This window comes from Gilliamella sp. ESL0441 (assembly GCF_019469185.1).
GTDB lineage: Bacteria > Pseudomonadota > Gammaproteobacteria > Enterobacterales > Orbaceae > Gilliamella.
In genome coordinates this window covers 1,833,890-1,856,927 of record NZ_CP048264.1, presented here as the reverse complement: position 1 = coordinate 1,856,927, position 23,038 = coordinate 1,833,890, and the positions used below count along the sequence as shown (strand labels likewise).

The 23,038-nt window shown below is 35.2% G+C and carries 19 protein-coding genes; 15 read left to right on the top strand and 4 right to left on the bottom strand.

Annotation, left to right across the window (positions count from 1 at the left end; translation table 11 throughout):
- The 4 genes from GYM75_RS08285 (at position 1) to GYM75_RS08270 (ending at position 2,648) form a co-directional block, all read left to right on the top strand.
- Positions 1–276, top strand: coding sequence for a hypothetical protein (locus GYM75_RS08285; RefSeq protein ID WP_065559610.1), 276 nt, complete (start codon positions 1–3; stop codon positions 274–276).
- The gene (locus GYM75_RS08280) at positions 273–959 is read left to right on the top strand and encodes a hypothetical protein (RefSeq protein ID WP_065559609.1); all 687 of its coding nucleotides are present in this window, start codon (positions 273–275) and stop codon (positions 957–959) included. Before GYM75_RS08285 ends, GYM75_RS08280 begins: the two co-directional genes overlap by 4 nt.
- A 71-nt stretch (positions 960–1,030) precedes the next feature.
- Entirely contained in the window at positions 1,031–2,314 is a 1,284-nt protein-coding gene (locus GYM75_RS08275) for a hypothetical protein (RefSeq protein WP_220215500.1), read from the top strand.
- Between the two features lies 1 nt (position 2,315).
- Positions 2,316–2,648 (top strand): tail fiber assembly protein, encoded by a 333-nt coding sequence (locus tag GYM75_RS08270; protein WP_220215499.1) that lies wholly within the window; start codon positions 2,316–2,318, stop codon positions 2,646–2,648.
- On the opposite strand, the gene GYM75_RS08265 is transcribed toward GYM75_RS08270, so the two are convergent.
- The 3 genes from GYM75_RS08265 to GYM75_RS08255 all read right to left on the bottom strand — a co-directional run bounded on the left by GYM75_RS08265 (position 2,645) and on the right by GYM75_RS08255 (position 4,632).
- Positions 2,645–3,172 carry a tail fiber assembly protein gene (locus GYM75_RS08265; RefSeq protein ID WP_220215498.1) on the bottom strand — a complete coding sequence of 176 codons (528 nt, stop codon included), beginning with the start codon at positions 3,170–3,172 and terminating at the stop codon, positions 2,645–2,647. The two genes, GYM75_RS08270 and GYM75_RS08265, sit on opposite strands and share 4 nt — an antisense overlap.
- 1 nt (position 3,173) lies before the next feature.
- Complete coding sequence (locus GYM75_RS08260; RefSeq protein ID WP_220215497.1) at positions 3,174–3,686, bottom strand: hypothetical protein; 513 nt, start codon at positions 3,684–3,686, stop codon at positions 3,174–3,176.
- 61 nt (positions 3,687–3,747) lie between these two features.
- On the bottom strand, positions 3,748–4,632 hold the full coding sequence (locus GYM75_RS08255; RefSeq protein ID WP_220215496.1) for a tyrosine-type recombinase/integrase: 885 nt from the start codon (positions 4,630–4,632) through the stop codon (positions 3,748–3,750).
- Positions 4,633–5,018: 386 nt separating this feature from the next.
- Here GYM75_RS08255 and prmB point away from each other — a divergent pair, with 386 nt between their 5' ends.
- The 11 genes from prmB to recB all read left to right on the top strand — a co-directional run bounded on the left by prmB (position 5,019) and on the right by recB (position 19,621).
- Positions 5,019–5,912: a 50S ribosomal protein L3 N(5)-glutamine methyltransferase gene (gene prmB / locus GYM75_RS08250; RefSeq protein WP_220215495.1), complete on the top strand. Its 894-nt coding sequence runs from the start codon at positions 5,019–5,021 to the stop codon at positions 5,910–5,912.
- A gap of 29 nt (positions 5,913–5,941) precedes the next feature.
- Positions 5,942–7,012, top strand: a complete 1,071-nt coding sequence (gene aroC, locus GYM75_RS08245) for a chorismate synthase (RefSeq protein WP_220215494.1) — start codon at positions 5,942–5,944, stop codon at positions 7,010–7,012.
- Positions 7,013–7,025: 13 nt separating this feature from the next.
- On the top strand, positions 7,026–7,781 hold the full coding sequence (locus GYM75_RS08240) for a TSUP family transporter (RefSeq protein WP_220215493.1): 756 nt from the start codon (positions 7,026–7,028) through the stop codon (positions 7,779–7,781).
- A gap of 406 nt (positions 7,782–8,187) precedes the next feature.
- Positions 8,188–9,117, top strand: coding sequence for a LysR family transcriptional regulator (locus GYM75_RS08235; RefSeq protein WP_220215492.1), 930 nt, complete (start codon positions 8,188–8,190; stop codon positions 9,115–9,117).
- Positions 9,118–9,252: 135 nt separating this feature from the next.
- Positions 9,253–9,522, top strand: a complete 270-nt coding sequence (gene rpsO, locus GYM75_RS08230) for a 30S ribosomal protein S15 (protein ID WP_065559597.1) — start codon at positions 9,253–9,255, stop codon at positions 9,520–9,522.
- Positions 9,523–9,831: 309 nt separating this feature from the next.
- Complete coding sequence (gene pnp / locus GYM75_RS08225; protein ID WP_370632104.1) at positions 9,832–11,946, top strand: polyribonucleotide nucleotidyltransferase; 2,115 nt, start codon at positions 9,832–9,834, stop codon at positions 11,944–11,946.
- Between the two features lie 58 nt (positions 11,947–12,004).
- Positions 12,005–12,823, top strand: a complete 819-nt coding sequence (gene nlpI / locus GYM75_RS08220) for a lipoprotein NlpI (protein WP_220215491.1) — start codon at positions 12,005–12,007, stop codon at positions 12,821–12,823.
- 378 nt (positions 12,824–13,201) lie between these two features.
- Positions 13,202–14,968, top strand: a complete 1,767-nt coding sequence (locus GYM75_RS08215) for a DEAD/DEAH family ATP-dependent RNA helicase (RefSeq protein WP_220215490.1) — start codon at positions 13,202–13,204, stop codon at positions 14,966–14,968.
- A gap of 450 nt (positions 14,969–15,418) precedes the next feature.
- Positions 15,419–15,715 (top strand): YfcZ/YiiS family protein, encoded by a 297-nt coding sequence (locus GYM75_RS08210; RefSeq protein WP_220215489.1) that lies wholly within the window; start codon positions 15,419–15,421, stop codon positions 15,713–15,715.
- A 10-nt stretch (positions 15,716–15,725) separates the two neighbouring features.
- The gene (gene sixA, locus GYM75_RS08205) at positions 15,726–16,181 is read left to right on the top strand and encodes a phosphohistidine phosphatase SixA (protein ID WP_220215488.1); all 456 of its coding nucleotides are present in this window, start codon (positions 15,726–15,728) and stop codon (positions 16,179–16,181) included.
- The gene (recB, locus tag GYM75_RS08200) at positions 16,160–19,621 is read left to right on the top strand and encodes an exodeoxyribonuclease V subunit beta (RefSeq protein ID WP_220215487.1); all 3,462 of its coding nucleotides are present in this window, start codon (positions 16,160–16,162) and stop codon (positions 19,619–19,621) included. The genes sixA and recB overlap by 22 nt, the downstream gene beginning before the upstream one ends.
- A gap of 140 nt (positions 19,622–19,761) precedes the next feature.
- On the opposite strand, the gene GYM75_RS08195 is transcribed toward recB, so the two are convergent.
- A complete protein-coding gene (locus GYM75_RS08195; RefSeq protein ID WP_220215486.1) occupies positions 19,762–22,851 on the bottom strand; it encodes a beta-galactosidase in 3,090 nt (1,029 codons plus the stop codon).
- Positions 22,852–23,038 lie beyond the last annotated feature (187 nt).

Genomic DNA, 23,038 nt, shown 5'->3' with positions numbered 1-23,038 from the left:
ATGTTTGGAATACAGGTTTTTGATGATAATCAACGAGATGTTATTAATTTTATTAGTCCTGTCTATGTTTTAGATTTTTTTCGCATTAATTCGGGAAGTAGTGGGCAAAAAAAATATAGCTTTGATCTTGATATGTTTACAATGAATTGGGTCTCGTCATTCGGTGAAAATATCTCAGAAGTTTTTTTAGATGTTAGGATCGACAATGAAACCTTGACTTGGACCAGTAGGGGGTATTCATTTGATATTTTTGTTTTTTTGAGAGGTAATAAATGAGTTATGGACTGACAATCAAAAATAATGCTGGGCAAGTTTTTATATCACCAAATGTAACCCCCATGAATTTTATAAAAAAAATAAATGTGACAATTCCTAGGGGAAATATAAAAATCAGAAAAATAAATATTAATACGGGAATTTCAGATGTACATATTGTGCTTCCATTCGTGAGAGCTGTAGGGTTAATTGAAGATGCTCCAGCGATGGTTTCATCTGTGCGCTCAATTAACGGATTTAAGTTTATAGAAATTGCTTATAGTAATAACTTTGAATTTAATTTAGAAGTTTATTTGTTTGCAAACTATGTACCAAGGTTAACTAGTTATGGGTTAGAAATTTATAATGAAAAACATAATCTTGTTTATAACAATTCATGCAAACCGCTTGAAATGGATTTTTGTAGGGTGCCAGACCATAATTTGTTTAATAAAAGCAAACAAACTCTTGAAAGAAATAGCTTGAAAATTGAACTTGGTTTTCCTGTCGCTGTTTTATGTACTGTTTACGGATCAAAATTATTTAACTTGCCAACATTCGGGAATTTGATATTTGATATTTTTTCTACAGCAATAAATGAGAGTGTTTGTCTTCATCTATTAGTCAATATTAAAGGAAAGCATATTACAAATTTCCCAAAAATTGAAAACATCCCCTTTATAGATATTAGAAAATATCAATAGAATCAGGTTTTCTGAACCTTATCTTTTAAAAATACTTTAATTATATTTATTGTTTAACTTTGAGGAAAGTTATGTCTTGGTATAAAACAGGTACAATTACAATTACTAATGGTAGTAAATCAGTAACGGGTATTGAGACTAAATGGGCAAATCCATTAATTGGTGTTTGTTCAGGTCAAATGTTAATATTAAAAACAAAAAATTCAATAGAAATATGTGAAATAGCGTCTGTTCAATCTGATACACAGTTGACGCTAGCAAATGAATATATTGGCGATACAAAAACTGGGGTTAATTACGAAATCCCAACATCGCCCAATGTTTCAATTGAGGCTTTAGCGTTGCGAATATCCGAAATGCTGAATTATTATCAAATTCAACTTGACGCTTGGCACACAATATTAACAAGTGAAAACGAGGTCACCCTAACCGCTCCAGACGGGCGACAGGTTACGATAAAATCACAATATGCAATTTCAAATGAACTGGCTAAACTGTTAGAGGAAAGTAAAAGCTATGCGGAACAAACAGCAAAAAACGCCGATACAGCCATAGATGCTAGCTCATCGGCGCTCAATAGTGCGGCATCAGCAAAAAACAGTGCTGATAGCGCCAGCTCATCAGCCACAGCTTCAAGTAATTCAGCTCAAAAATCTAGTAATAGTGCAAATTCAGCCAGCCTATCCGAGAGCAACGCCAAAACATCTGAACTGAATGCTGAAAAATCGGCAGAGGATGCCAAAAAAGCCGCATCCTCAATTGACACTTCAGTTTTCATTAAAAAATCTGGTGTAGATAGTCAGTTAATTGACGGCTCATTAGATGTTAAAAATTTAACTGAAAATTCTCAGCGAGTTTACTCACCTAATAATAAACCAACGGCGGATGATATTGGTACCATCCCTGCTGTTCAAAAACAGGTAAACGGATCACCTATTTACGTGGTAGGTAACTCTGTTGATTTTGCTAAATTAACCGTTAACGGGGAATCAGTTATTACTGATGTGTCTAATATTAACAACAAAATCGATCAGTTAAACAATAGAATATACATTGTTGAGTCATATGTGCACGGCGATAGCTGGTATAACAAATATTCAAACGGATTCATTGAACAATCTAGTGTAATTCTAGCTAAAACCCCATACGCAAATGCCGTTTGCGGCAATTTTATTAATTTGTTAATACCAATGAAAACACAAAACTACGGGGTTAGCATTGACAAAATAAATAATGGGATATGGGGTGATATTGAATATTCATACGCAGAATTATTCCTAGCCTCGCTGTGGTTAGCATCATATTCACCCGTGGCTGGCGAGGCTTGGATTAGATGGACAGTAAGAGGACATTAACATGATATATACAAGTCAAGAGTACGCCGAAATGGCTATTAAAGCGAATGAAGAAGGCAAAGCTTTAAAAGAGGTAAAAGGAAAGCTAAAGCTGGTTGATCCTGAGCCTATTCATCTGTCTGATGAGCAAATTATATTGCAAAATCAATCAATAAAAACAGCATTAATATCTGAAGCCAACGAGAAAATAGCTATTTTACAGGATGTTATAGATTTGGATATGCAAGAATCTAATGAAGACGAGCAGTTAAAAAACTGGAAGAAACACCGCATTTTATTAACTCGTGTGGATACCTCAAATATAAATGTCACATTCCCCAAAAAGCCCGTTTAGGGCTTAGCTGGGAATTCAATATCTAATTTATTTGTATCAATGGATTTTAGCTGTATACGATACAATTTCCATTTTTTCAGTAGTTTTTTATCATCATCTGTTGCTATATCTAGCTCTATTTTGTCGGTCAATATATCTATCTCATTATTAACCTCAGATAACAAATTTACTAATTTTGATTGGTTTTGTTGGGTAACATAGGTGTTTTTTTGCTCCTCATCCAGCACCCATTTATTTTTTTCCCATTTGCAAAACTCGAACGGCTCTAACAACGTATAACCGGATTTTATTTTACCTAGATAATCAATTTTAACAGGCTCCTGTGTTTCGATATTATAGGCTGTTTTTTCTCGATGATCCTCGACGAGCACCCACGCACCTTTTTTTTCGCACGGATAATACCCACGCCTAAATTCTGGGGCAATCCGTAACGCATTGTCGGGTGGCATTGTGTCATTGTTAGCCTCTAATTGATGCGTGTACGGTCTGAATTCGTTTGTGTTATCAAAATAGTAATTAATCATTTTAAACTCCTAAATAGATAGCTGGGGTCGCTCCAACATTCAAAACCCTATTTTCATTTGCTGTTGGTACCGATTGTGATGCGTCAAATATTATTGGTCTCTCTGGGTAATCGGAATCGTTAACATTACAAACGACCGATGCATGTCTATTATTTAACCCTGACCCGCCATTCGAGGGGCGTAAACTAAAAACACCGGACGGGACACTACCACGCCACTGCATAACATGCACTAAACCACCCCGTATATTGCGAATTGCGTCATCCTCAACATGACCTACCTGTCGAGTAATCCCATTAACAGCACGTATAAAAAAACCTCGACCATCTGGCGCAAACGCTGTCGGAACATTAATATATTGTAAACCGTTAATGATTTTAATCGTAATACGATGATCGTTTTTATAATTAGTAGATAAACTATTTAGAGCCTGCCCCTGTGGCGAACTGAGTAAATAATTGTCTCCGTTCCTAAAATACCAGCCGAACGGCAATTCATCACGACGAAATGGCATTAATTCCCATCTCCCTATCCAGTCAGAACAAACTAAATGACTACCTACCACGTAAATAGGTTTAATTTATTCTCAGTTTTTTATACTCACGACCTCGACTATCATTATATTTATCAGTCATTTGCTGGGATTTGTGACCCAATAATGTCATGGTGTCAATGCGTTGTTCTCTATATAAACGCTCTGACAGCGACCTGATTTCGTGAAATGTGGTAGGTGTTCCGTCCCAGTAATTTCGGCTATAAACTCTATCACGTAATCGTGAAAATTGACGCGTTATATCGTCTAATTTTATTTTTTCATTGTTGCGACATATTAAATAGTCATTATCAGTTGATTCAATAATGTCTCGTAAACTAGTGCTTATTTTTTTACATTCCAATTTTATCGGTAGCGCGATTTTTGCACCTGTTTTATATTGATCTATTAATAAATAATTTCGTTTAATATTTGATTTTTTCATTTCTGCTATATCTGAACGGCGTTGCCCTGTAACTAGCGCAAGCGTCATAGCATCATACATTATTTTATTTCCTGTTTTTTCCGCCTCATTTAAAATTTTCTTAAACTCAACAAATGTCATTCGTGAACGTTTCACAGTAACTTTAGGACATTTTATTGGTTCGGCGGGGTTCCTGTCATTCCAGCCCAGTGCGTATGCTTCTCGGAAGATATCTTTAAGTAAGTGATACATGCACTTAGCGGACGGAGCTTTATCTTGATCTGTATAGATTTTGATAATTTTTGCAACATCGGGTGGTGTTATTTGGGAGATCGGTTTAGCGCCTATTTGCTGACGGATAACTTTTAGCAAATACGTTTTTATTTCGATTGTTTTGGGTTTTAAATTACGTTCGGCAAGAATTGTAATATATTCATCAAGCCAATTGTTAACGGATTTTGGATGAGTATTTAGGGGTTTAAATAATTTAGAAAGAAAAAACATGATTGCCTCATTAAGCTAAAATGTTTTTTATATCTGTTAAATTTATATTTATCAAGTCATTATTAAAAAAACACTTTCTATGACTTACTATTATGATTGAGAATGAATAATTGAATATAATAAAATACTTTGATAATATTTTGCGTAGTTAAAAAATTCATAAATGAATTAAAATTAATTCTAAAATGATAGATTATCATAATGAATATATTTAATTTATTTAACTTACTTTCTTCACCCTATATTGCGAATAATTAAATTGTTGAAATAAATGAGTGATACAATTTTAAAGGTTTGTTTAAACACTCGATTTGCGATATTTTTGAGAATAAGATGACCTTCATTGACGAATGATATCTTCCTCTCCTCGATCTTTTGGAGCCATTATGGAAAACTTAAGTACCGTTCAGGACTTTATTCGCTGGACAACTTCACAACTCAGTCAATCAGATATTTATTTAGGACATGGAACGGATAATCCTATCGATGAATCAAAACAACTTATTTTAGCCAGTTTAGGCTTATCATTATCTATTCCTCCAGAATTTTACGCAGCCAATCTGACGGAAGAAGAAAGGCAGTTTCTGTTTGATATTATTCAAAAGCGAATTGACGATCGTGTTCCAACTCCTTATTTAACGAATCAAGCGTGGTTTTGTGGGCATAGCTTTTATGTTGATGAACGAGTTTTAATACCTCGTTCACCGATTGGTGAATTAATTGATAATCATTTTAAAACGCTACTAACCACACCGCCTCGAAATATTTTAGATCTTTGTACCGGGAGTGGTTGCATTGGTATTGCTTGTGCTTATGCTTTTCCAGAAGCGCATGTTGATATTACTGATATTTCGCTTGAGGCAATTGATGTTGCTCAAACCAATATCAATTTGCACGAAATGAACTTTCAAGTTACGCCTATCTTATCGGATCTTTTTGATGATTTACCGGTAAAACAGTACGATCTTATTGTCTCCAATCCACCTTATGTTGATGATGAGGATATGAATGATTTGCCTGAAGAATATTTATATGAACCGAAACTGGCGCTGGAAGCCGGATTTGATGGATTGGATTTAGTAAAACGAATTTTGCATGATGCAACAAATTATTTAACACCTGAAGGCGTTCTTATTTGTGAAGTAGGGAATAGTTGGATTAGTTTGCAAGAACAATATCCAGATGTTCCATTCAATTGGATAGACTTTGAGCGTGGTGGTTTTGGCGTGTTTTCAATAACACAACAAGACTTGATTAAATATCATCACTATTTTAAATAAATTTATGCATTAATCGGAATAAGGTTATTATGTCTGGAAACTCAATCGGAAAATTATTTAAAGTCACAACCTTTGGTGAATCACATGGCGTTGCATTAGGATGTATTGTCGACGGTGTACCACCAGGTCTTACATTAACGGAATCATATTTACAAATAGATCTAGATCGCCGTCGTCCAGGCGCATCTCGTTATACAACTCAACGCAGAGAACCTGATCAAGTTAAAATATTATCAGGTGTTTTTGAAGGTGTAACAACGGGTACCAGCATTGGTTTAATGATTGAAAATACCGATCAACGTTCGCAAGACTATAGCCAAATAAAAGATATTTTTCGACCTAGCCATGCAGATTATACTTATCACAACAAATATGGGATAAGAGATTATCGGGGAGGAGGGCGCTCCTCTGCCCGTGAAACAGCGATGCGTGTTGCTGCAGGAGCAATAGCCAAAAAATATCTACATGAAAAATTCGGTATTCAAATACGTGGATATTTGGCACAAATGGGAGATATTGTGTGCGAATTAAAAGATTGGCAGCAAGTTGAACAAAATCCATTTTTTTGTGCAGATGAATCGAAACTTGAATCGCTCGATCAATTGCTTAGATCGTTACGAAAAGAAGGAGATTCGATTGGTGCTAAAGTGTGTATTGTGGCTGAAAATGTTCCAGTAGGATTGGGGGAACCTGTTTTTGATAAATTAGATGCTGAACTCGCCCATGCTTTAATGAGCATTAATGCAGTAAAAGGGGTAGAGATTGGCGACGGATTTGCGGTTGTCACTAAACGAGGAAGTGAAAATCGAGATGAAATCACACCAAATGGTTTTTTATCTAACCATGCTGGTGGTATCTTAGGCGGGATAAGTTCCGGGCAAACGATAATCGCCAATATTGCGCTGAAACCCACGCCAAGTATCGAAATATCAGGTCGTTCAATAAATGTAGTTGGTGAATCGGTTGATGTTTCTACGCATGGACGACATGACCCATGTGTAGGTATACGTGCAGTTCCGATAGCAGAGGCAATGGTGGCTATTGTTCTTATGGATCACTATCTCCGTTATCGGGCACAATGCAGCGATGTCAATTTATGATGAGTAATCGTTTATGAGTTATGAAATACTCGTTTTATTATTTGCCATCGCCATTTTAGCCGGCTTTATTGATTCCATCGCTGGTGGTGGAGGCTTATTAACTGTGCCAGCTTTATTAGCGGTTGGATTGCCTCCTGCTAGTGCTTTAGCAACAAATAAATTACAAAGTTGTGGTGGATCTTTTTCCGCTAGTCTCTATTTTATTCGTCAACACATGGTTGATTTGAAACAGCAAAAGTGGGCGATTGTATTTGCCTTTATTGGTTCTGCTATAGGTACGATTTCAGTCATCCATATTCAAGCTGAATTTTTAAAACTTTTACTACCCATACTAACTATTAGCGTAGGCATTTATTTTTTACTTTCGCCAAAAGTAGGTGAAGATGATCGTAAAAGTCGGTTCTCTATCATTCAATTTGCACTAATACCAGCATTAGGAATCGGTTTTTATGACGGATTTTTTGGCCCCGGTGCAGGTTCATTTTACGCTGTGGCTTATATAACCCTTGCAGGTTTTAATTTAACGAAAGCAACCGCACATACCAAAGTTTTAAATTTTACTTCTAATTTAGCTGGGCTAATCTTTTTTATTTTAGGTGGCGAAGTCGTCTGGTCAATTGGTCTGATTATGTTAATCGGTCAATTTATCGGAGCAAGGCTTGGTGCAAAAATGGTAGTAACTAAAGGTCGCAGATTAATTAGACCCATGTTAATCACTGTTTCGACTATTATGAGCATCAAATTAATCTATGAAAACTTTTTTATTTAATCGCAAATAGAATCATCCAATGATAATGCAACTTTTTTAAATCGATTAATAAGTTATCATTGTTCATATAATTTAGTATTAAATTAAAAAGATTCTATTGCTGTTCATTTAAACAATGTTAAGTAGTATATTTCATCAAATATACCTATTAACTCACTTAATCAATTTGCAAAATTGAGCCTTCCATTAATTCCTATCAACAATTCCTCATAGAACATATTATTTTAGATTTACAACTCACCCTTTATTCATATATCCCAATCACATTTAAACAAATTGAATCTTATTACTTTTACTACTTACATTCAATTTAAAACAACAGGTTACTGCACATACGCGAGTTTTTGGTATATAGTAAACGTAATATTATTTAATAATGAGCGTATAAGACTTAATAAGTGATGATATGAAACTTCAACAATTACGTTATATTTTAGAAATTGCTCGTTCAGGTTCAATCAATGAAGCAGCAAAAAATTTATATATTACCCAACCTAGTCTTTCCACAGCAGTTAAAGAATTAGAGGCGGAATTTGGTATTGAAATTTTTGTACGAACGTCTAAAGGCGTTTCATTATCCACTGATGGTGTTGAATTTTTGGGGTATGCAAAACAAGTTATAGATCAAGCTGAATTATTAGAACAACACTATTCAAAAAAAGTCCCTTCAAAACAACTTTGCAGTATTTCCACTCAACACTATGCATTTGCTGTTAATGCATTTGTGAATCTTATCAAAAAAAATCACACTGATGAATATGAGTTTACCCTTAGAGAAACCAGAACATATGATATTATTACTGATGTGGCTAATTTACGAAGCGAAGTTGGGATTTTATATCTAACTGATTTTAATCAAAAAGTGATTCTACGATTGCTGAAAGAACATCGGCTAACATTTCATCCACTGTTTGAAGCTCAACCCCATGTATTTATCAGTACCAATCACCCACTATCATCAATGAAATCGTTAACGTTGAATGACCTTGAAAACTACCCTTATTTGTCTTTTGAACAGGGAGAATATAATTCATTTTATTTTTCAGAAGAGATTTTAAGTACGGTTTATCATAAAAAAAGCATTCATGTGAGTGATAGAGCCACTTTGTTTAATTTATTGCATGGGTTAAATGGTTATACGATTAGTACAGGTGTGTTAAGTACGGATTTAAATGGTTCTGATATCTTATCCATACCACTTGAAGTTGATGAAAAAATTTTGATTGGTTGGATCACTTCGCAAAAAGTACAACTCAGCCTGTCAGCCCAAAATTATATTGAAGCGTTAAAAAAACTCATTCAAGAAGAGTATGGTTTTGAGCTTAAACAAAGCTAATGCTATACAATTCAAATTGCTATTTTGGTAGAATCCAGTATAATTGCGCACAATTCATATTTATATGAATGCCGAGGTGTGTCTGAATTAGAGATCGGACATACCATGTTTTATATTAATTTTATGAGGTTTATTATGTCTCTAACTGTAGAAGCTAAAGCGAAAATCGTAGCTGAATATGGTCGTGGAACTAACGATACTGGTTCAACTGAAGTTCAAGTTGCTCTTTTAACTGCACGTATTAATGATTTACAAGGTCATTTTTCTGAGCACAAAAAAGATCACCACAGCCGTCGTGGTTTATTACGCATGGTATCTAGCCGTCGTAAATTATTAGATTATTTACGTCGTAAAGATATCGAACGTTATAACCAATTGATTCAAAAATTAGGCTTACGTCGCTAATCAAAATCTACTTGAAAGAGGCTTAGGCCTCTTTTTCGTTGTTAAAAATTTGAGCTTTGATATAATGCTCAGCTCAAAAGTAAAATTAAATTGTTTATTGTAAATCAACATATTAAAAGATTGTATCTCATGTTTCGCGCGACTAATGAGAGCTCTATAATTTATAGATCTGTCATTAGTCGTGACAGTGAAATAATCTTTTGTTGATGACCCTACATAGTTGAAATAAAAAAATCAATAAGTTGTACTTAATACTACTGCCTGTCGAGATTTTCATTTCAACAGCTTTATTAACAAGAGGATATTATTTTGTTTAATCCAACATATCAAAAATTTCAATATGGACGTCACACTGTTACTTTAGAAACAGGTATTTTAGCACGTCAAGCATCGGCTGCGGTCATGGTTAATATGGACGATACCGCTGTATTTGTTACGGTAGTTGCTAATAAAAAAGTCAAAGAAGGGCAAGACTTTTTTCCTTTAACCGTTAATTACCAAGAACGTACCTATGCTGCCGGTCGTATTCCCGGGGGATTTTTTAAACGTGAAGGACGTCCAAGTGAAGGAGAAACATTAATTGCACGTTTAATTGACCGTCCATTACGTCCATTATTTCCTGAGGGATTTGTTAATGAAATTCAAATTATTGCAACAGTTGTGTCAGTCAATCCGGATGTCAGTCCTGATTTAGTTGCAATGATAGGTGCTTCAGCTGCACTTTGCTTGTCAGGTGTGCCTTTCCATGGCCCTATTGGTGCCGCTCGAGTAGGTTTACTCAACGATGAATTCGTATTAAACCCATCAGTAAAAGAACTTCAAGATAGCCGTTTAGATTTAGTTGTCGCTGGTACGAAAAGCGCAGTATTAATGGTTGAATCTGAAGCAGATTTATTAAGCGAAGAGCAAATGTTAGCTGCTGTTGTGTTAGGTCATGAGCAACAACAAGTTGTCATTGATAACATTAATGAATTTGTGGCGAAAGCGAATCGTGAAAAATGGGATTGGGTTCCACCAGTTAAAAATGAAGCATTATACAATGCTGTTTCTGAACTAGCGAAAGATCGTCTTGGTGAAGCTTACCGCATCACAGAAAAACAAGCTCGTTATGCGCAAATCGATCTGATCAAAGAAGATGTACTAACCACTTTAAAAGCACAAGATGAAGAACTTGATGAAAACGAAGTGATGAACATCATTATTGATTTAGAAAGTCAAATTGTTCGTCAGCGTGTTATTGCCGGTGAGCCTCGTATTGATGGTCGTGAGAAAGATATGGTTCGGGCATTGGATATCCGTACTAATTTATTGCCAAGAGCACATGGTAGCGCCTTATTCACGCGTGGTGAAACTCAAGCATTAGTAACGGCAACATTAGGTACTGAACGTGATGCGCAGATTATTGATGAATTAACAGGCGAATACACCGAACGTTTCTTATTGCATTATAACTTCCCGCCATATTCTGTCGGTGAAACAGGTATGGTTGGATCACCTAAACGTCGCGAAATTGGTCATGGACGTTTAGCTAAACGAGGTGTAGCTGCGGTTATGCCTAGCCAAGAAGAATTTCCTTATACGGTGCGTGTAGTATCTGAAATTACTGAATCAAATGGTTCATCGTCAATGGCTTCTGTTTGTGGTGCTTCGCTTGCTCTAATGGTTGCAGGTGTGCCAATTAAATCATCAGTTGCAGGTATTGCAATGGGATTAGTTAAAGAAGGCGATAAATTTGTCGTATTATCAGATATTTTAGGTGATGAAGATCATCTTGGCGATATGGACTTTAAAGTTGCCGGAACACGTGAAGGTGTTAGTGCCTTACAAATGGATATCAAAATTGAAGGTATCACCAAAGAAATCATGCAAGTTGCTCTTAATCAAGCGAAAGGTGCAAGATTGCATATTTTAACGGTAATGGATCAAGCGATTAACAAACCGCGTCAAGAAATATCAGAATTTGCTCCACGCATTTACACTATGAATATTAATCCGGATAAAATCCGTGATATTATCGGTAAAGGTGGCGCAACGATTCGTGCATTAACCGAAGAAACAGGCACAACCATTGAAATCTCTGATGATGGTACGGTTAAGATTGCAGCATCCGATGCGAACAAAGCTAAAGATGCTATGGAGCGTATCAATAATTTGGTTGCTGATGTTGAAATTGGTAAGATTTATACAGGTAAAGTAACACGAATTGTTGATTTTGGTGCTTTTGTATCTATTATCGGTGGTAAAGAGGGATTAGTTCATGTTTCTCAAATAGCCGATCATCGTGTTGAAAAAGTGGCAGATTATTTGAAGGTTGGTCAGGAAGTGAATGTGAAAGTTCTTGAGATCGACCGTCAAGGTAGAATTCGTTTAAGTATGAAGGATGCTATAGAACCAGCAATAGAAGATATACCAACTGCTGAATAAAAAATTACTCACTAGGGGTTTTAAAATGAAACTGTTCAACCTGAGGATTTTATGCTTTATGTTAGCTGTTATTCTTATGTCAGGTTGTTCAAAATCTCATTTAGTGCTCGCTGTTCCTGAGCAAGTTTCATATGATGATGAATTGAAAATTGCTCAGATCAGCCAACAATTATCCCGGAAAGATATTGATACTGTTACCCGAATGCAACTCATTTTTGAGCGGGGTATTGTGTATGATTCATTAGGTTTTAAAGCCTTTGCACAAATAGATTTTTCGACACTATTAAGTTACAATCCTGAAATACCGGACGTTTATAACTTTTTAGGTACTTATGCGCTTAGAGAAGGTGATTTTGATGTTGCTTTAGTGTCTTTCAACACGACATTAGAGTTGGATTCTGCTTATGCATATGCTTATTTGAATCGTGCTATTACGTTGTATCGTACAGGTCATTATCAATCAGCTGTAAGGGATGCAGTTAGATTTTATCAATATGATACCAACGAGCCAATTAGAATTATTTGGCTTTATCTTATTGAAAAAGAAATTGATGAAAAATCAGCATTAAATATGTTACAAAATCGTTATGATCAGCTAAATGATAAAACGATTTATGGTAGCAATATCATTGCATTTTATTTAGGTAAAATTAATGAATCTAAGTTAATGCAAATTGTTCAGGAGGACGTTGAAAATAATCGGCAATTAGCTGAGCGTCTTTGTGAAATCTACTTTTATTTAGGAAAATACTACCAAAATAAAGGTAATAATGAGCGTGCCAAAATGTTATTTAAATATGCTTTAGCTAATAATATTTATAACTTTGTTGAACATCAACAGGCACTCTATGAAATTAAGTTACTTGAGGAAAAGTAACATGGGTCATGCCAGTTTTAAAAGTGAAAATATTGTTATAGTTTAGTTCTGATTTTGCCAATAGTTATTCTAATATATCTGATAATACTAATTGGTTTATCCTTTATCGGATCAGAGTATGGTACAAAAATTAACTTTGTCCATATAACATTCACGACTTAAATTGATTAACCATTATGGAGATTGATTTTTTGTTGTGAATCGTAAATTTTCAATTTAGTGAGCTGGCATAAATTTATATATACTTTCATTTGATGGAAAAGCAGAAATTAATAGGTTATTTAGCTTTGTTAGATAACTATATCGATTTAATAATATCGATCGAAAATAATTTAATTAGAAAGTTTATATATATCATAAATTTATAAGCGAGTTTACATGACAAAAGAAGTTTCTTTTATTGACCTTGGTTTATCTGAGGACATCCTTAATGCGTTAAATGATCTTGGTTTTAGCAAACCATCTCCAATTCAAGCCGAATGTATACCATTATTATTAAATGGTAATGATGTTCTTGGAATGGCACAAACCGGTAGTGGAAAAACCGCAGCTTTTTCAATTCCGTTTTTAATGAATATTGATGCCAATTTAAAAGCGCCGCAGCTTTTAGTGTTAGCACCAACACGTGAGCTTGCGATACAAGTCGCTGATGCATGTGCTGAATATTCTAAATACATGAAAGGAATCAAAGTATTACCATTATATGGTGGTCAACGTTATGATGTGCAATTACGTGCTTTGAAACAAGGGCCACAAATTGTAGTCGGTACCCCTGGTCGATTATTGGATCATTTGAATCGTAAAACATTAGATCTTTCAAATCTTAAAGGTTTAGTGCTTGATGAAGCTGATGAGATGCTTAGAATGGGCTTTATTGATGATGTAGAAAGTATCATGGCTGCTATTCCTGAAGATCATCAGACGGCATTATTTTCTGCGACTATGCCTGCGCCTATTCGTCGTATTACTAAACGATTTATGCATAACCCAAAAGAAGTGCAAATTAAAGGTACCAATCAAACTGCTCCTGATATAGAACAGAGTTATTGGTTAGTACGAGGAATGCGAAAAAATGAAGCAATTATTCGTTTTTTAGAAGCTGAAGATTTCGATGCGGCAATTATTTTTGTGCGGACAAAAACAGCGACCCTTGATGTTGCTGAAGTGCTTGAGAAACATGGGTATAGTTGTGCTGCATTAAATGGTGATATGACTCAACAATTAAGAGAGCAAACACTCGATCGATTACGTAATGGTCGCTTAGACATTTTAATCGCAACGGATGTGGCAGCGCGCGGATTAGATGTTGAACGGATTAGTTTAGTTATTAACTATGATATTACTTTAGACTCAGAATCTTATGTTCACCGCATTGGGCGAACAGGGCGTGCAGGTCGTGCAGGTCGTGCAATTTTATTTGTTGATAGCCGTGAACGTCGTTTACTAAAAAATATTGAACAAACAATTAAAAAACCAATCCCAGAAGTGGGCTTACCTTCTAAAGAATTATTAGAAAAACGTCGGTTAGTTAAGTTTAATCAGCAAGTTCAACAACAGCTAGAAAGTAATGATTTAGATCAATATCAAGCAATACTGAGCCAAATCCAAACTGAAAGTGGTGCGGATCTTGAAACGATTGCAACTGCATTATTGAAGCTTGCCCAAGGTGAGCGTCCATTAATTTTACCACCTGATCCGGTATTTAAACCATCTCGTGAAAATCGTGATCGAGATAATCGTGGTGGCGAGCGTCGACTACGAGGTGATAATCGAGAATCACCAAAACGCCGGGAACGACGTGATGTGGGTGACATGGATATGTATCGTATTGAAATTGGTAAAGAGAACGGTATTGAAGTTCGTCACATTGTTGGCGCTATTGCTAATGAAGCGGATATTAGTAGCCGTTATATTGGTAACATTAAACTTTATGAAACCCATTCAACGGTTGAGTTACCAAAAGGAATGCCAAAAGATATCCTTAAACATTTGGAAAAAGTCCGTGTACTTAATCAACCAATGAAAATGAGTTTAGTAAGCGGTGCTCAGTCTGATGCTAAACGGGGACGTAAAAGTAACCGAGCAGAATCGAACGATAAAAGTTTTGCAAAAAAACGCGGTCGTTCATCTGCACCTAAATTTTAATCATCATAACCTCTACCATCTGGTAGAGGTTTTTTTATTTTGTGCATGCTCTAAATCTTTTTAAAATTACCGAAACATTAACTATCTCAATCAAATTCAATCGCAATAATCTAAGTTGTACGCCTTCATGGTTAAACGGATTTGGATTCATAACAAAAGAATACCTTAACAGAACTGAAAATAAGGCAAAGTTAACTATCAACTGATCGTTTATTTGCTGATGAACGTTACTGACATATAGACAAGGTTTGTTTTAATTTTTTTGATTTGAAAAAATTCAAATCACCACTTGGATTCTTAATTCCGTTTAGTCAATAACAAGGCTGTTTTATCTTTTAAAAAATGTTATTAAAGTAAAGCTATTCTAAATAAATCATGATGAGAATTTTGCCCTTAGATATGATTGAGAGTATACTACTGTCAATTTAATCGGTAAAACAGAGGTAAGGCATGACAGATTCTCTAAATAAATGTAAAGCAAATGATACTCCAGCTTGTTGTTGCGTAGATGTTGGCACAATCATAGATAATGAAGATTGCACCGCTGAGTACGAGCATGTATTTGCGACAGAGCCAGAAGCTCAAGCTAAATTAGCATCTTTAACTCAAGCTGCAAAAGATGTTGCAACTGAGCCTTGCGAAATTAACAGTAGTATTGACAAAGTTGACGGTGGTTTTAAATTAACGGCAAAATTTACTTTTTGTTGTGGTGCTGAATGTCTGATTTTTCAATTAAAATTACGCTAATTGGATATAAATGAAAGTTTGTATAATGCGGCATGGTGAAGCAGGTTATTCTGCTTCATCTGATTCAAGCCGTTCCCTTACTCCTTATGGAATTCGTCAAGCAAACCATGCAGGGCTGTGGCTTAAACAGCAACGTTTCCAATTTGATCTTGGTTTAGTTAGCCCTTATTTACGTGCCCAGCAAACATTGGCAGAATTATCGACACAAGTCTCTGTTTTAAAAGTCGAAACTGAAAAACTTTTAGTTCCAGGTGGTAATCCTGCCTATATCGCCAATTTATTATCGACATTTCCTTCTCAAGGTGTCGAGCAAGTGATTATTGTTTCACATCTTCCATTAGTTGGATATTTGGTTAATGAACTTTGTCCTGATGTCGCTCCACCAATGTTTACTACGGCATCAATTGCCTGCATTGAGTTAACAACAAATATTGGAAAGCTTGAATGGTTTCATCAGGCGGAATAAGAAAGCTCAATCTCTTTGATTTACCGTTAACAGGTCGAACATTAATCGAAGCATCGGCAGGTACTGGTAAAACTTATTCGCTTGCCTTTATATATTTAAGGTTATTGCTTGGCATTGGCGAAAATAGCTATCCTACACCACTTGATGTTAGCCAAATTTTAGTGGTGACGTTTACTAAAGCAGCCACTCAAGAGTTACGTTCACGTATAAGACAAAACATACAAGAATTAAGGCTTGCATTATTAAATGGTGAACATGATGATCCTATTTATCAGCAACTAATAGCATTAATTATTGATCGTCAACAAGCGATTCAACGGCTAACTGATGCTCTACAATCAATGGATGACGCAGCAATCTACACGATTCATAGTTTCTGTCAAAGAATACTGACTAGCCATGCGTTCGAATCAGGAGTGCTGTTTGAACAAAAATTAGTTACTGATGAGTATCAATTGCAATTACAAGTCGTGCAAGATTTCTGGCGTTACTATTTTACACCACTTGAAAAATCATATGTTTATTTAGTTCGAGACTGTTGGAAAGACCCGACGGAATTATTAGCCGATATTACGCCTTATTTATCGAAAACCTGTAACGAGAAAACTGAGTTAAACCTCAATGTTGCCGAAGCTATAGCTGAATTTTATCAGCAAAATTTTAAAATGATTGAAACGGTAAAAAAGGCGTGGTTAAAGCATGTTGATCAATTAGCGGATATCATTAATCAATCAGGAGTCAGTAAACAATCCTATAGTAGCCGATATCTGCCTATTTGGCTTGCAAAAGTCTCAGAATGGGCAAACAGTACAACCCACACTTTTGTGTTACCTAATGAGCTAGAGAAATTTTGTCAATCCGTTCTGACGAGTAAAACAAAAGAAGGAAAAACCGTTCCAAATCATTTTGTTTTTACTGAAATTGAGATGTTACATAAGCGTAAACTGGATTTGCGAAGCCATATTCTAATGGATATTGTAGCCATAATCCAAAAAGGCATTTATGATGAGAAAATTAAACGCACTGAGATAAGTTTTAATGACTTGCTTTGGCAGCTTAATCGGGCGTTAGTAACACGAACAGGGAAACGATTAGCACAAAGTATTTCAAGTAAATATCGGGTTGCGTTAATTGATGAATTTCAAGATACCGATCCGATTCAATACCAAATCTTCGATCGTATTTATGATAATAAACGTGTTGACACGGGGTTGCTATTTATAGGCGATCCTAAACAAGCTATTTATAGTTTTCGTGGTGCGGATATTTTTACTTATCTTAAGGCAAAACGTTCAACTGGTGATAACTATTTTACGATGGATGTGAATCATCGTTCCTCATCAGCTATGGTAAAAGCAGTGAATCAATTATTTGCTTACCATGAAAATCCGTTTGTTTTTAATGATATTCCTTTTTTACCAATGAATTGTGCAGAAAAAAATAAGCAAAAATCATTACTAATTAGGGAACAAGAAGCAAATGCTTTAACCGCTTATTTATTGCCAGAAGAGGTGACAACCAAAGCGGATTATCAAGAACAGATGGCAAATTGTTGTGCTAAGCAAATAGTTCATTGGTTATCTGACACTTCAATTTTGATTGGTGATAGTAAAGCTTATCGTCCAATATCGACTTCAGATATAGCGATTTTAGTACGAACGGGTAGAGAGGCTGAGATTATTCAGCAAAAATTAGCCGTCTGTGGTCTCAAAAGTGTCTATTTATCCAATCGTAATAGTGTGTTTGAATCTGATGAAGCAAAGGATGTACTTTGCCTTTTACAAGCAGTATTGATGCCAGAAAATGAAGCCGCTTTACGTTTGGCTATGATGACAGTTTTATTAGGACAGACGATGTCTGAGCTTGAACAAATCACCGAGGATCAAGATAAATGGGAAAGTTTAGTAGAAGAATTTAAGCAGTATCAGGTTACCTGGCAGTATTATGGTGTATTAGTGATGTTGCGTCGAATGATGAAAAAACGTCATTTAGCGGAAAATATTCTGGCACGGCAAGACGGTGAGCGAATCTTAACTAACTTTATGCATTTAGGTGAGTTGTTACAAGAAGCAGCGGATGATTTAGATAGCCCACACGCCCTAGTACGCTGGTTAACAAAACAGATTGTTAATCCTGATTTTAATATCGAAAATCACGAACAGCGCCTTGAAAGTGATGAAAATCTTATCAAGATTATCACTATACATAAATCAAAAGGTTTAGAGTTTCCTCTAGTCTGGTTACCTTTTATCTGCCAATATCGTGTTGCAGATACGCAATTTTATCATGACAAAAATAACGATTTTCAGCAAACTTATGCTTGGTTATTAACAGATGAAATAAAGCAACAGATAGAAGATGAACGCATAGCTGAAGACTTACGATTACTTTATGTGGCAATGACGCGATCAGTTTATCATTGTAGTATTGGTCTTGCTTCAATGAAGAAGAATCAATCAGCGATTCATTATCTTTTAAAGAATGAGTTAAAAAATATTGCTGAAATGGGTGATTTAGTTCAAGTGGAATTACCGCTGATCAGTGATAAATACACAACTAGTCATCAACCAAACCAATCTTTAACGGCTAATGTATTTAAACGAAAACTTGATAATCATTGGCGTGTAACAAGTTATACCGAACTGCAAAAACAGCATCCTATTGTGATGGTCAATCCAGAAATAACAGACGATTGGGATGAAGAGCCGATAGAATCTCAAACTGCTTTAGAGACAGCGTTAAAATATGATATTCATCATTTTCCCAAAGGGGCTTATGTTGGTACATTACTGCATCATATAATGGAAAATCTCTCAGAGAAGAATATCGAAGCATTATGTAGCGATACGATTGTAAAACTTAATTTAGATAAATCTTGGCAACCGATTTTATTAGAATGGTTACACCAAATATTATCCACAAATCTTAATCAACACGGTTTAGTTCTATCACATGTATTAACAGGAAAATGTATTAATGAATTACAATTTTATTTTCCTATACGTCAAGCAATAAGTTGTGAACAACTTGATAGTATTTGTAAAACCTATGATAACTTATCTTCTCAATGTCCTATGCTCAATTTTGAAACAGTACAAGGTATGCTAAAAGGATTTATTGATTTAGTGTTTGAATATCAAGGTAAATATTATATTGTTGATTATAAATCAAATTGGCTAGGTTATTCTGCGGAGAATTATGGGCCAAAAGCATTAGAAAGAGTGATGTGTGAACATCGCTATGAATTGCAATATCAACTCTATAGCCTTGCGTTGCATCGTTTTTTAAAAAAACGATTGCCTAATTATCAATATCAAACTCATTTTGGCGGAATTTATTATCTATTTTTACGAGGTATGCCTGAGCACGGTATTTTTTATCATCTTCCTGAACAAGCTTTTATTGAAGAGTTAGACAAATTATTTGATGGTGTTAATTAAAACAGTTTCAAATTGTTTAAATCGTTGCTCCAAAATTCGGATATTTAATTATTTGTAATTGTTTTTCATATAAAGTACATAACTATAAGGCATAAAATATTATGTCTTATAGTTATTACCTTATTGCATTAGTAATCTTCTTAGTTAACCTCAAAGGTTAATTGATAACGATAATGTTTATTGGTCAATAAAAATTCTGGATGAACGTTTGGTGTCCATGAATCATCGCCACCAACGCCCATATGAAAGGCATCAATACTGACATAAGCATAAGGTTCCGGAACCAAAAGATGGCGATGGGTAACAGCCATCAATTGTTTTGTACCATATTGGTTGATGTTAAATTGAAATTGCTGACCTGTAATTGTCATTTCGTTAAGTTGTAATTTTTTTACATCACAGCGTAGACCATTTTCACAAGGATAGATATAAGGTGTATAAAGTTCAGAAAATGGTAATGACCATCTACAAAAAATAGCTGAGTCTTTGCGGTCGGGATAATTTTCATGGGGACCTAATCCTAACCATTCAACTTTTTCTGGGATTTCAGTAAGTTGATAGGTTAAACCAATACGAGCAGGAGCAGGCATATTATTGGCAATATCTACTTCAACAGATAATGTTAAACAACCATGCTGATCAAATTGATAAATCCATTTGCTTTGAATAACTCTCTGGCTTTCGACAAAATAGCCGTGTAACACTTCGATAATAATATTGCTAGATGATTGTGAAGCTTGCATACCAAGACATTTATGGCTTAGATCATAATAACCAGCAGCTTTCCACTGTTCAACCCATGCAAATGGATTATTATTGCTATCAAAGTCGCCACTGATACCAATATCGTTGTCAATCGCTGCTCGGATAAATTGGTCACAAAATGGTGAAGCCAATAAGGGTTTATCATTTTTAGTCCATTGACTAAGATAACCTGTAGTTTTATCAAATAACCAATTCTGACTTTGATGAGAAATCAAATAATTGTTTTTATTTTCCTCTAATGTCATTGGTGTTCTCAATTTGCTTAACTTAAGAGGTGGAATGAATACGTTTTCAAGTCGCCACTGTTCCCATGCGACAAGGTGCCCCACCGGTGACCAAGGTGTCTCTTCTTTTTGAATGATAATGACAGAAAGATGGACATCTTCACAATTGATATAATTAGGCAAACTTTCTAGTAATTTTATTCTTAGCGTACTATCTGGTTGCATATTTAATGTAATTTGACCGTTTTTTTGTTTTTTGCCGTCGATCAAGATCTCCCATTGCAACAATTCATTATCAGTTTGACGAAATAAATATTCATTCGTAATTTCAACAATTAACGGTTTTTGACTAATGAGTTTGAATTGAAAAGGTTGTTGGACTTTTTTGGCTTCGATTAAGCTTGGATGTGGTTTTCGATCAGGAAAGACTAAACCATCTAAACAAAATTGTCTATCGTGATATGCCTCGCCAAAATCTCCACCGTAAGCCCAATAATTTTCCCCGGATGAGGTACGGCAACCAATGCCATGATCTGCCCATTCCCATATAAAACCTCCTTGTAATCGTGGGTACTGTCTAAAAGCTTGCCAGTATTTATAAAACGCGCCGAGACTGTTACCCATAGCATGTGCATACTCACATAAAATTAATGGGCGATGTTCATCGGGTAGTGAAATCCATTTTTTAATTGCCCATTTAGGTACTTTGGGATGAACTTGATCTTGGTCTACTCGAGCGTACATAGGGCAAATAATATCGGTAGCAGCCGTATTTGCTCCTCCACCTTCATATTGAACAGGTCGTGTAGGATCATTACTTTTGATCCAAGCATATAGTGCATCATGTGATGAACCATGTCCGGATTCATTACCTAGTGACCAGATAATAATAGATGGGTGATTGCGATCCCGTTGCACCATGCGTGTAACTCGTTCACTATAAGCCGCTAGCCAATAAGGATCATCTGATAAACGGGACATAGGGAACATACCATGAGATTCTATATTGGCTTCATCAACCAAATAAAGACCGTACTGGTCACAAAGTTCGTACCAGCGAGGATCATTCGGATAATGGCTGCAACGTACGGCATTAAAGTTATGCTGTTTAATTAATTTTATATCATGTAGCATTGCGTCTTCTGTTATGGCATAACCTAACGCAGGATAAAATTCATGGCGATTGGTTCCTTTAATGAGTAAAGGTTTACCGTTTATACAAAGTTGACCATGTTTGATCTCCACTACTCGAAAACCAACATTGTAAGCTTCGGACTCAATTAGTCCGACCTTTTTATGATATAAACTGATTACGATACGATAAAGATTTGGTGTTTCAGCACTCCATAATTTCGGTGAGGTAACCGGAATATGACAAAACAGGCGATCATGATAATTTCCCTTTTCATCAATAATTTCGGTACCAATTAGTTGAAATTGTCCCGAAATTAATTCATCTTTTTCCCATAATTCAATCCCAATATTAAGTTGATCCATGTTTTCATTGTGTTTAACGTCAACTTGAACATTTAATGTAGCATTTTGATAACATGCATCAAGAGCTGTTTCAATTTGTATATTTTTAAGGTGTGATTTAGGTTTATTCAACAGCGATACGTTTCGAAAGATACCACTTAAGCGCCACATATCTTGATCTTCTAGATAGCTTCCGTCACACCATTTTAAAACTAATACTGCTATTCTATTTTGTCCAATTTTTAAATAAGGTGTTAAATCGAATTCTGCTGCTATCCGACTATCTTGTGAATAACCAACCCATTGACCATTACACCAAAGATGAAAAGCAGATCCGACACCGTCAAAAATAATTCTTGTTTCACCTTTTTCAAGCCATGCTTGGGTAATATTGATATAACGAGAATAACAACCGGTAGGATTATCATCTGGAACAAAAGGAGGGTTATAGGGGAATGGATAACGTATATTGGTGTAGACAGGCACATCATAGCCATGTAATTGCCAATTGGATGGAACAGGAATAGTTTTAGTGTCTATTTCTTTCTCTAACCATGATTCTGGCACTTGTTTGGGATTATCAAAATAGCTAAAAAACCAATCGCCATTTAAAGATAATATTGATTCAGAATCAATATTATTTTTAGCTTGTAATTTATCACGCCAACTGTGGAATTTAGGATGCGTCTGAAGCCTATTAATACTTAGAACAGATAAATTATTCCAATCATTTCTGTTTATGATTGCATCTAAAGAGAGATTCATTTTTTCACCATTTTAATCTTAACAATTTAGTACCAAATGATTTACGTTAATCTAACTAATTTTTGAATGCGTATTCATTATAAATAAATTAAATAATAAAACAGTGATCAATATATCATTTGTGTAATCGGATACATATATAAAATTTAATGTTTTTTGATTATTTTTAATAGTTTTTTTTGTATAC

Excerpts from the sequence above, each read along its gene's own strand:
- GYM75_RS08275 (WP_220215500.1), top strand. The coding sequence starts at position 1,031 with ATGTCTTGGTATAAAACAGGTACAATTACAATTACTAATGGTAGTAAA.
- GYM75_RS08240 (WP_220215493.1), top strand. The coding sequence starts at position 7,026 with ATGAGTTATGAAATACTCGTTTTATTATTTGCCATCGCCATTTTAGCC.
- GYM75_RS08265 (WP_220215498.1), bottom strand. The coding sequence starts at position 3,172 with ATGATTAATTACTATTTTGATAACACAAACGAATTCAGACCGTACACG.
- rpsO (WP_065559597.1), top strand. The coding sequence starts at position 9,253 with ATGTCTCTAACTGTAGAAGCTAAAGCGAAAATCGTAGCTGAATATGGT.
- GYM75_RS08255 (WP_220215496.1), bottom strand. The coding sequence starts at position 4,632 with ATGTTTTTTCTTTCTAAATTATTTAAACCCCTAAATACTCATCCAAAA.
- recB (WP_220215487.1), top strand. The coding sequence starts at position 16,160 with ATGGTTTCATCAGGCGGAATAAGAAAGCTCAATCTCTTTGATTTACCG.
- sixA (WP_220215488.1), top strand. The coding sequence starts at position 15,726 with ATGAAAGTTTGTATAATGCGGCATGGTGAAGCAGGTTATTCTGCTTCA.
- aroC (WP_220215494.1), top strand. The coding sequence starts at position 5,942 with ATGTCTGGAAACTCAATCGGAAAATTATTTAAAGTCACAACCTTTGGT.
- GYM75_RS08280 (WP_065559609.1), top strand. The coding sequence starts at position 273 with ATGAGTTATGGACTGACAATCAAAAATAATGCTGGGCAAGTTTTTATA.
- nlpI (WP_220215491.1), top strand. The coding sequence starts at position 12,005 with ATGTTAGCTGTTATTCTTATGTCAGGTTGTTCAAAATCTCATTTAGTG.
- GYM75_RS08270 (WP_220215499.1), top strand. The coding sequence starts at position 2,316 with ATGATATATACAAGTCAAGAGTACGCCGAAATGGCTATTAAAGCGAAT.
- GYM75_RS08285 (WP_065559610.1), top strand. The coding sequence starts at position 1 with ATGTTTGGAATACAGGTTTTTGATGATAATCAACGAGATGTTATTAAT.
- GYM75_RS08215 (WP_220215490.1), top strand. The coding sequence starts at position 13,202 with ATGACAAAAGAAGTTTCTTTTATTGACCTTGGTTTATCTGAGGACATC.
- GYM75_RS08195 (WP_220215486.1), bottom strand. The coding sequence starts at position 22,851 with ATGAATCTCTCTTTAGATGCAATCATAAACAGAAATGATTGGAATAAT.
- prmB (WP_220215495.1), top strand. The coding sequence starts at position 5,019 with ATGGAAAACTTAAGTACCGTTCAGGACTTTATTCGCTGGACAACTTCA.
- GYM75_RS08210 (WP_220215489.1), top strand. The coding sequence starts at position 15,419 with ATGACAGATTCTCTAAATAAATGTAAAGCAAATGATACTCCAGCTTGT.
- GYM75_RS08235 (WP_220215492.1), top strand. The coding sequence starts at position 8,188 with ATGAAACTTCAACAATTACGTTATATTTTAGAAATTGCTCGTTCAGGT.
- GYM75_RS08260 (WP_220215497.1), bottom strand. The coding sequence starts at position 3,686 with ATGCCATTTCGTCGTGATGAATTGCCGTTCGGCTGGTATTTTAGGAAC.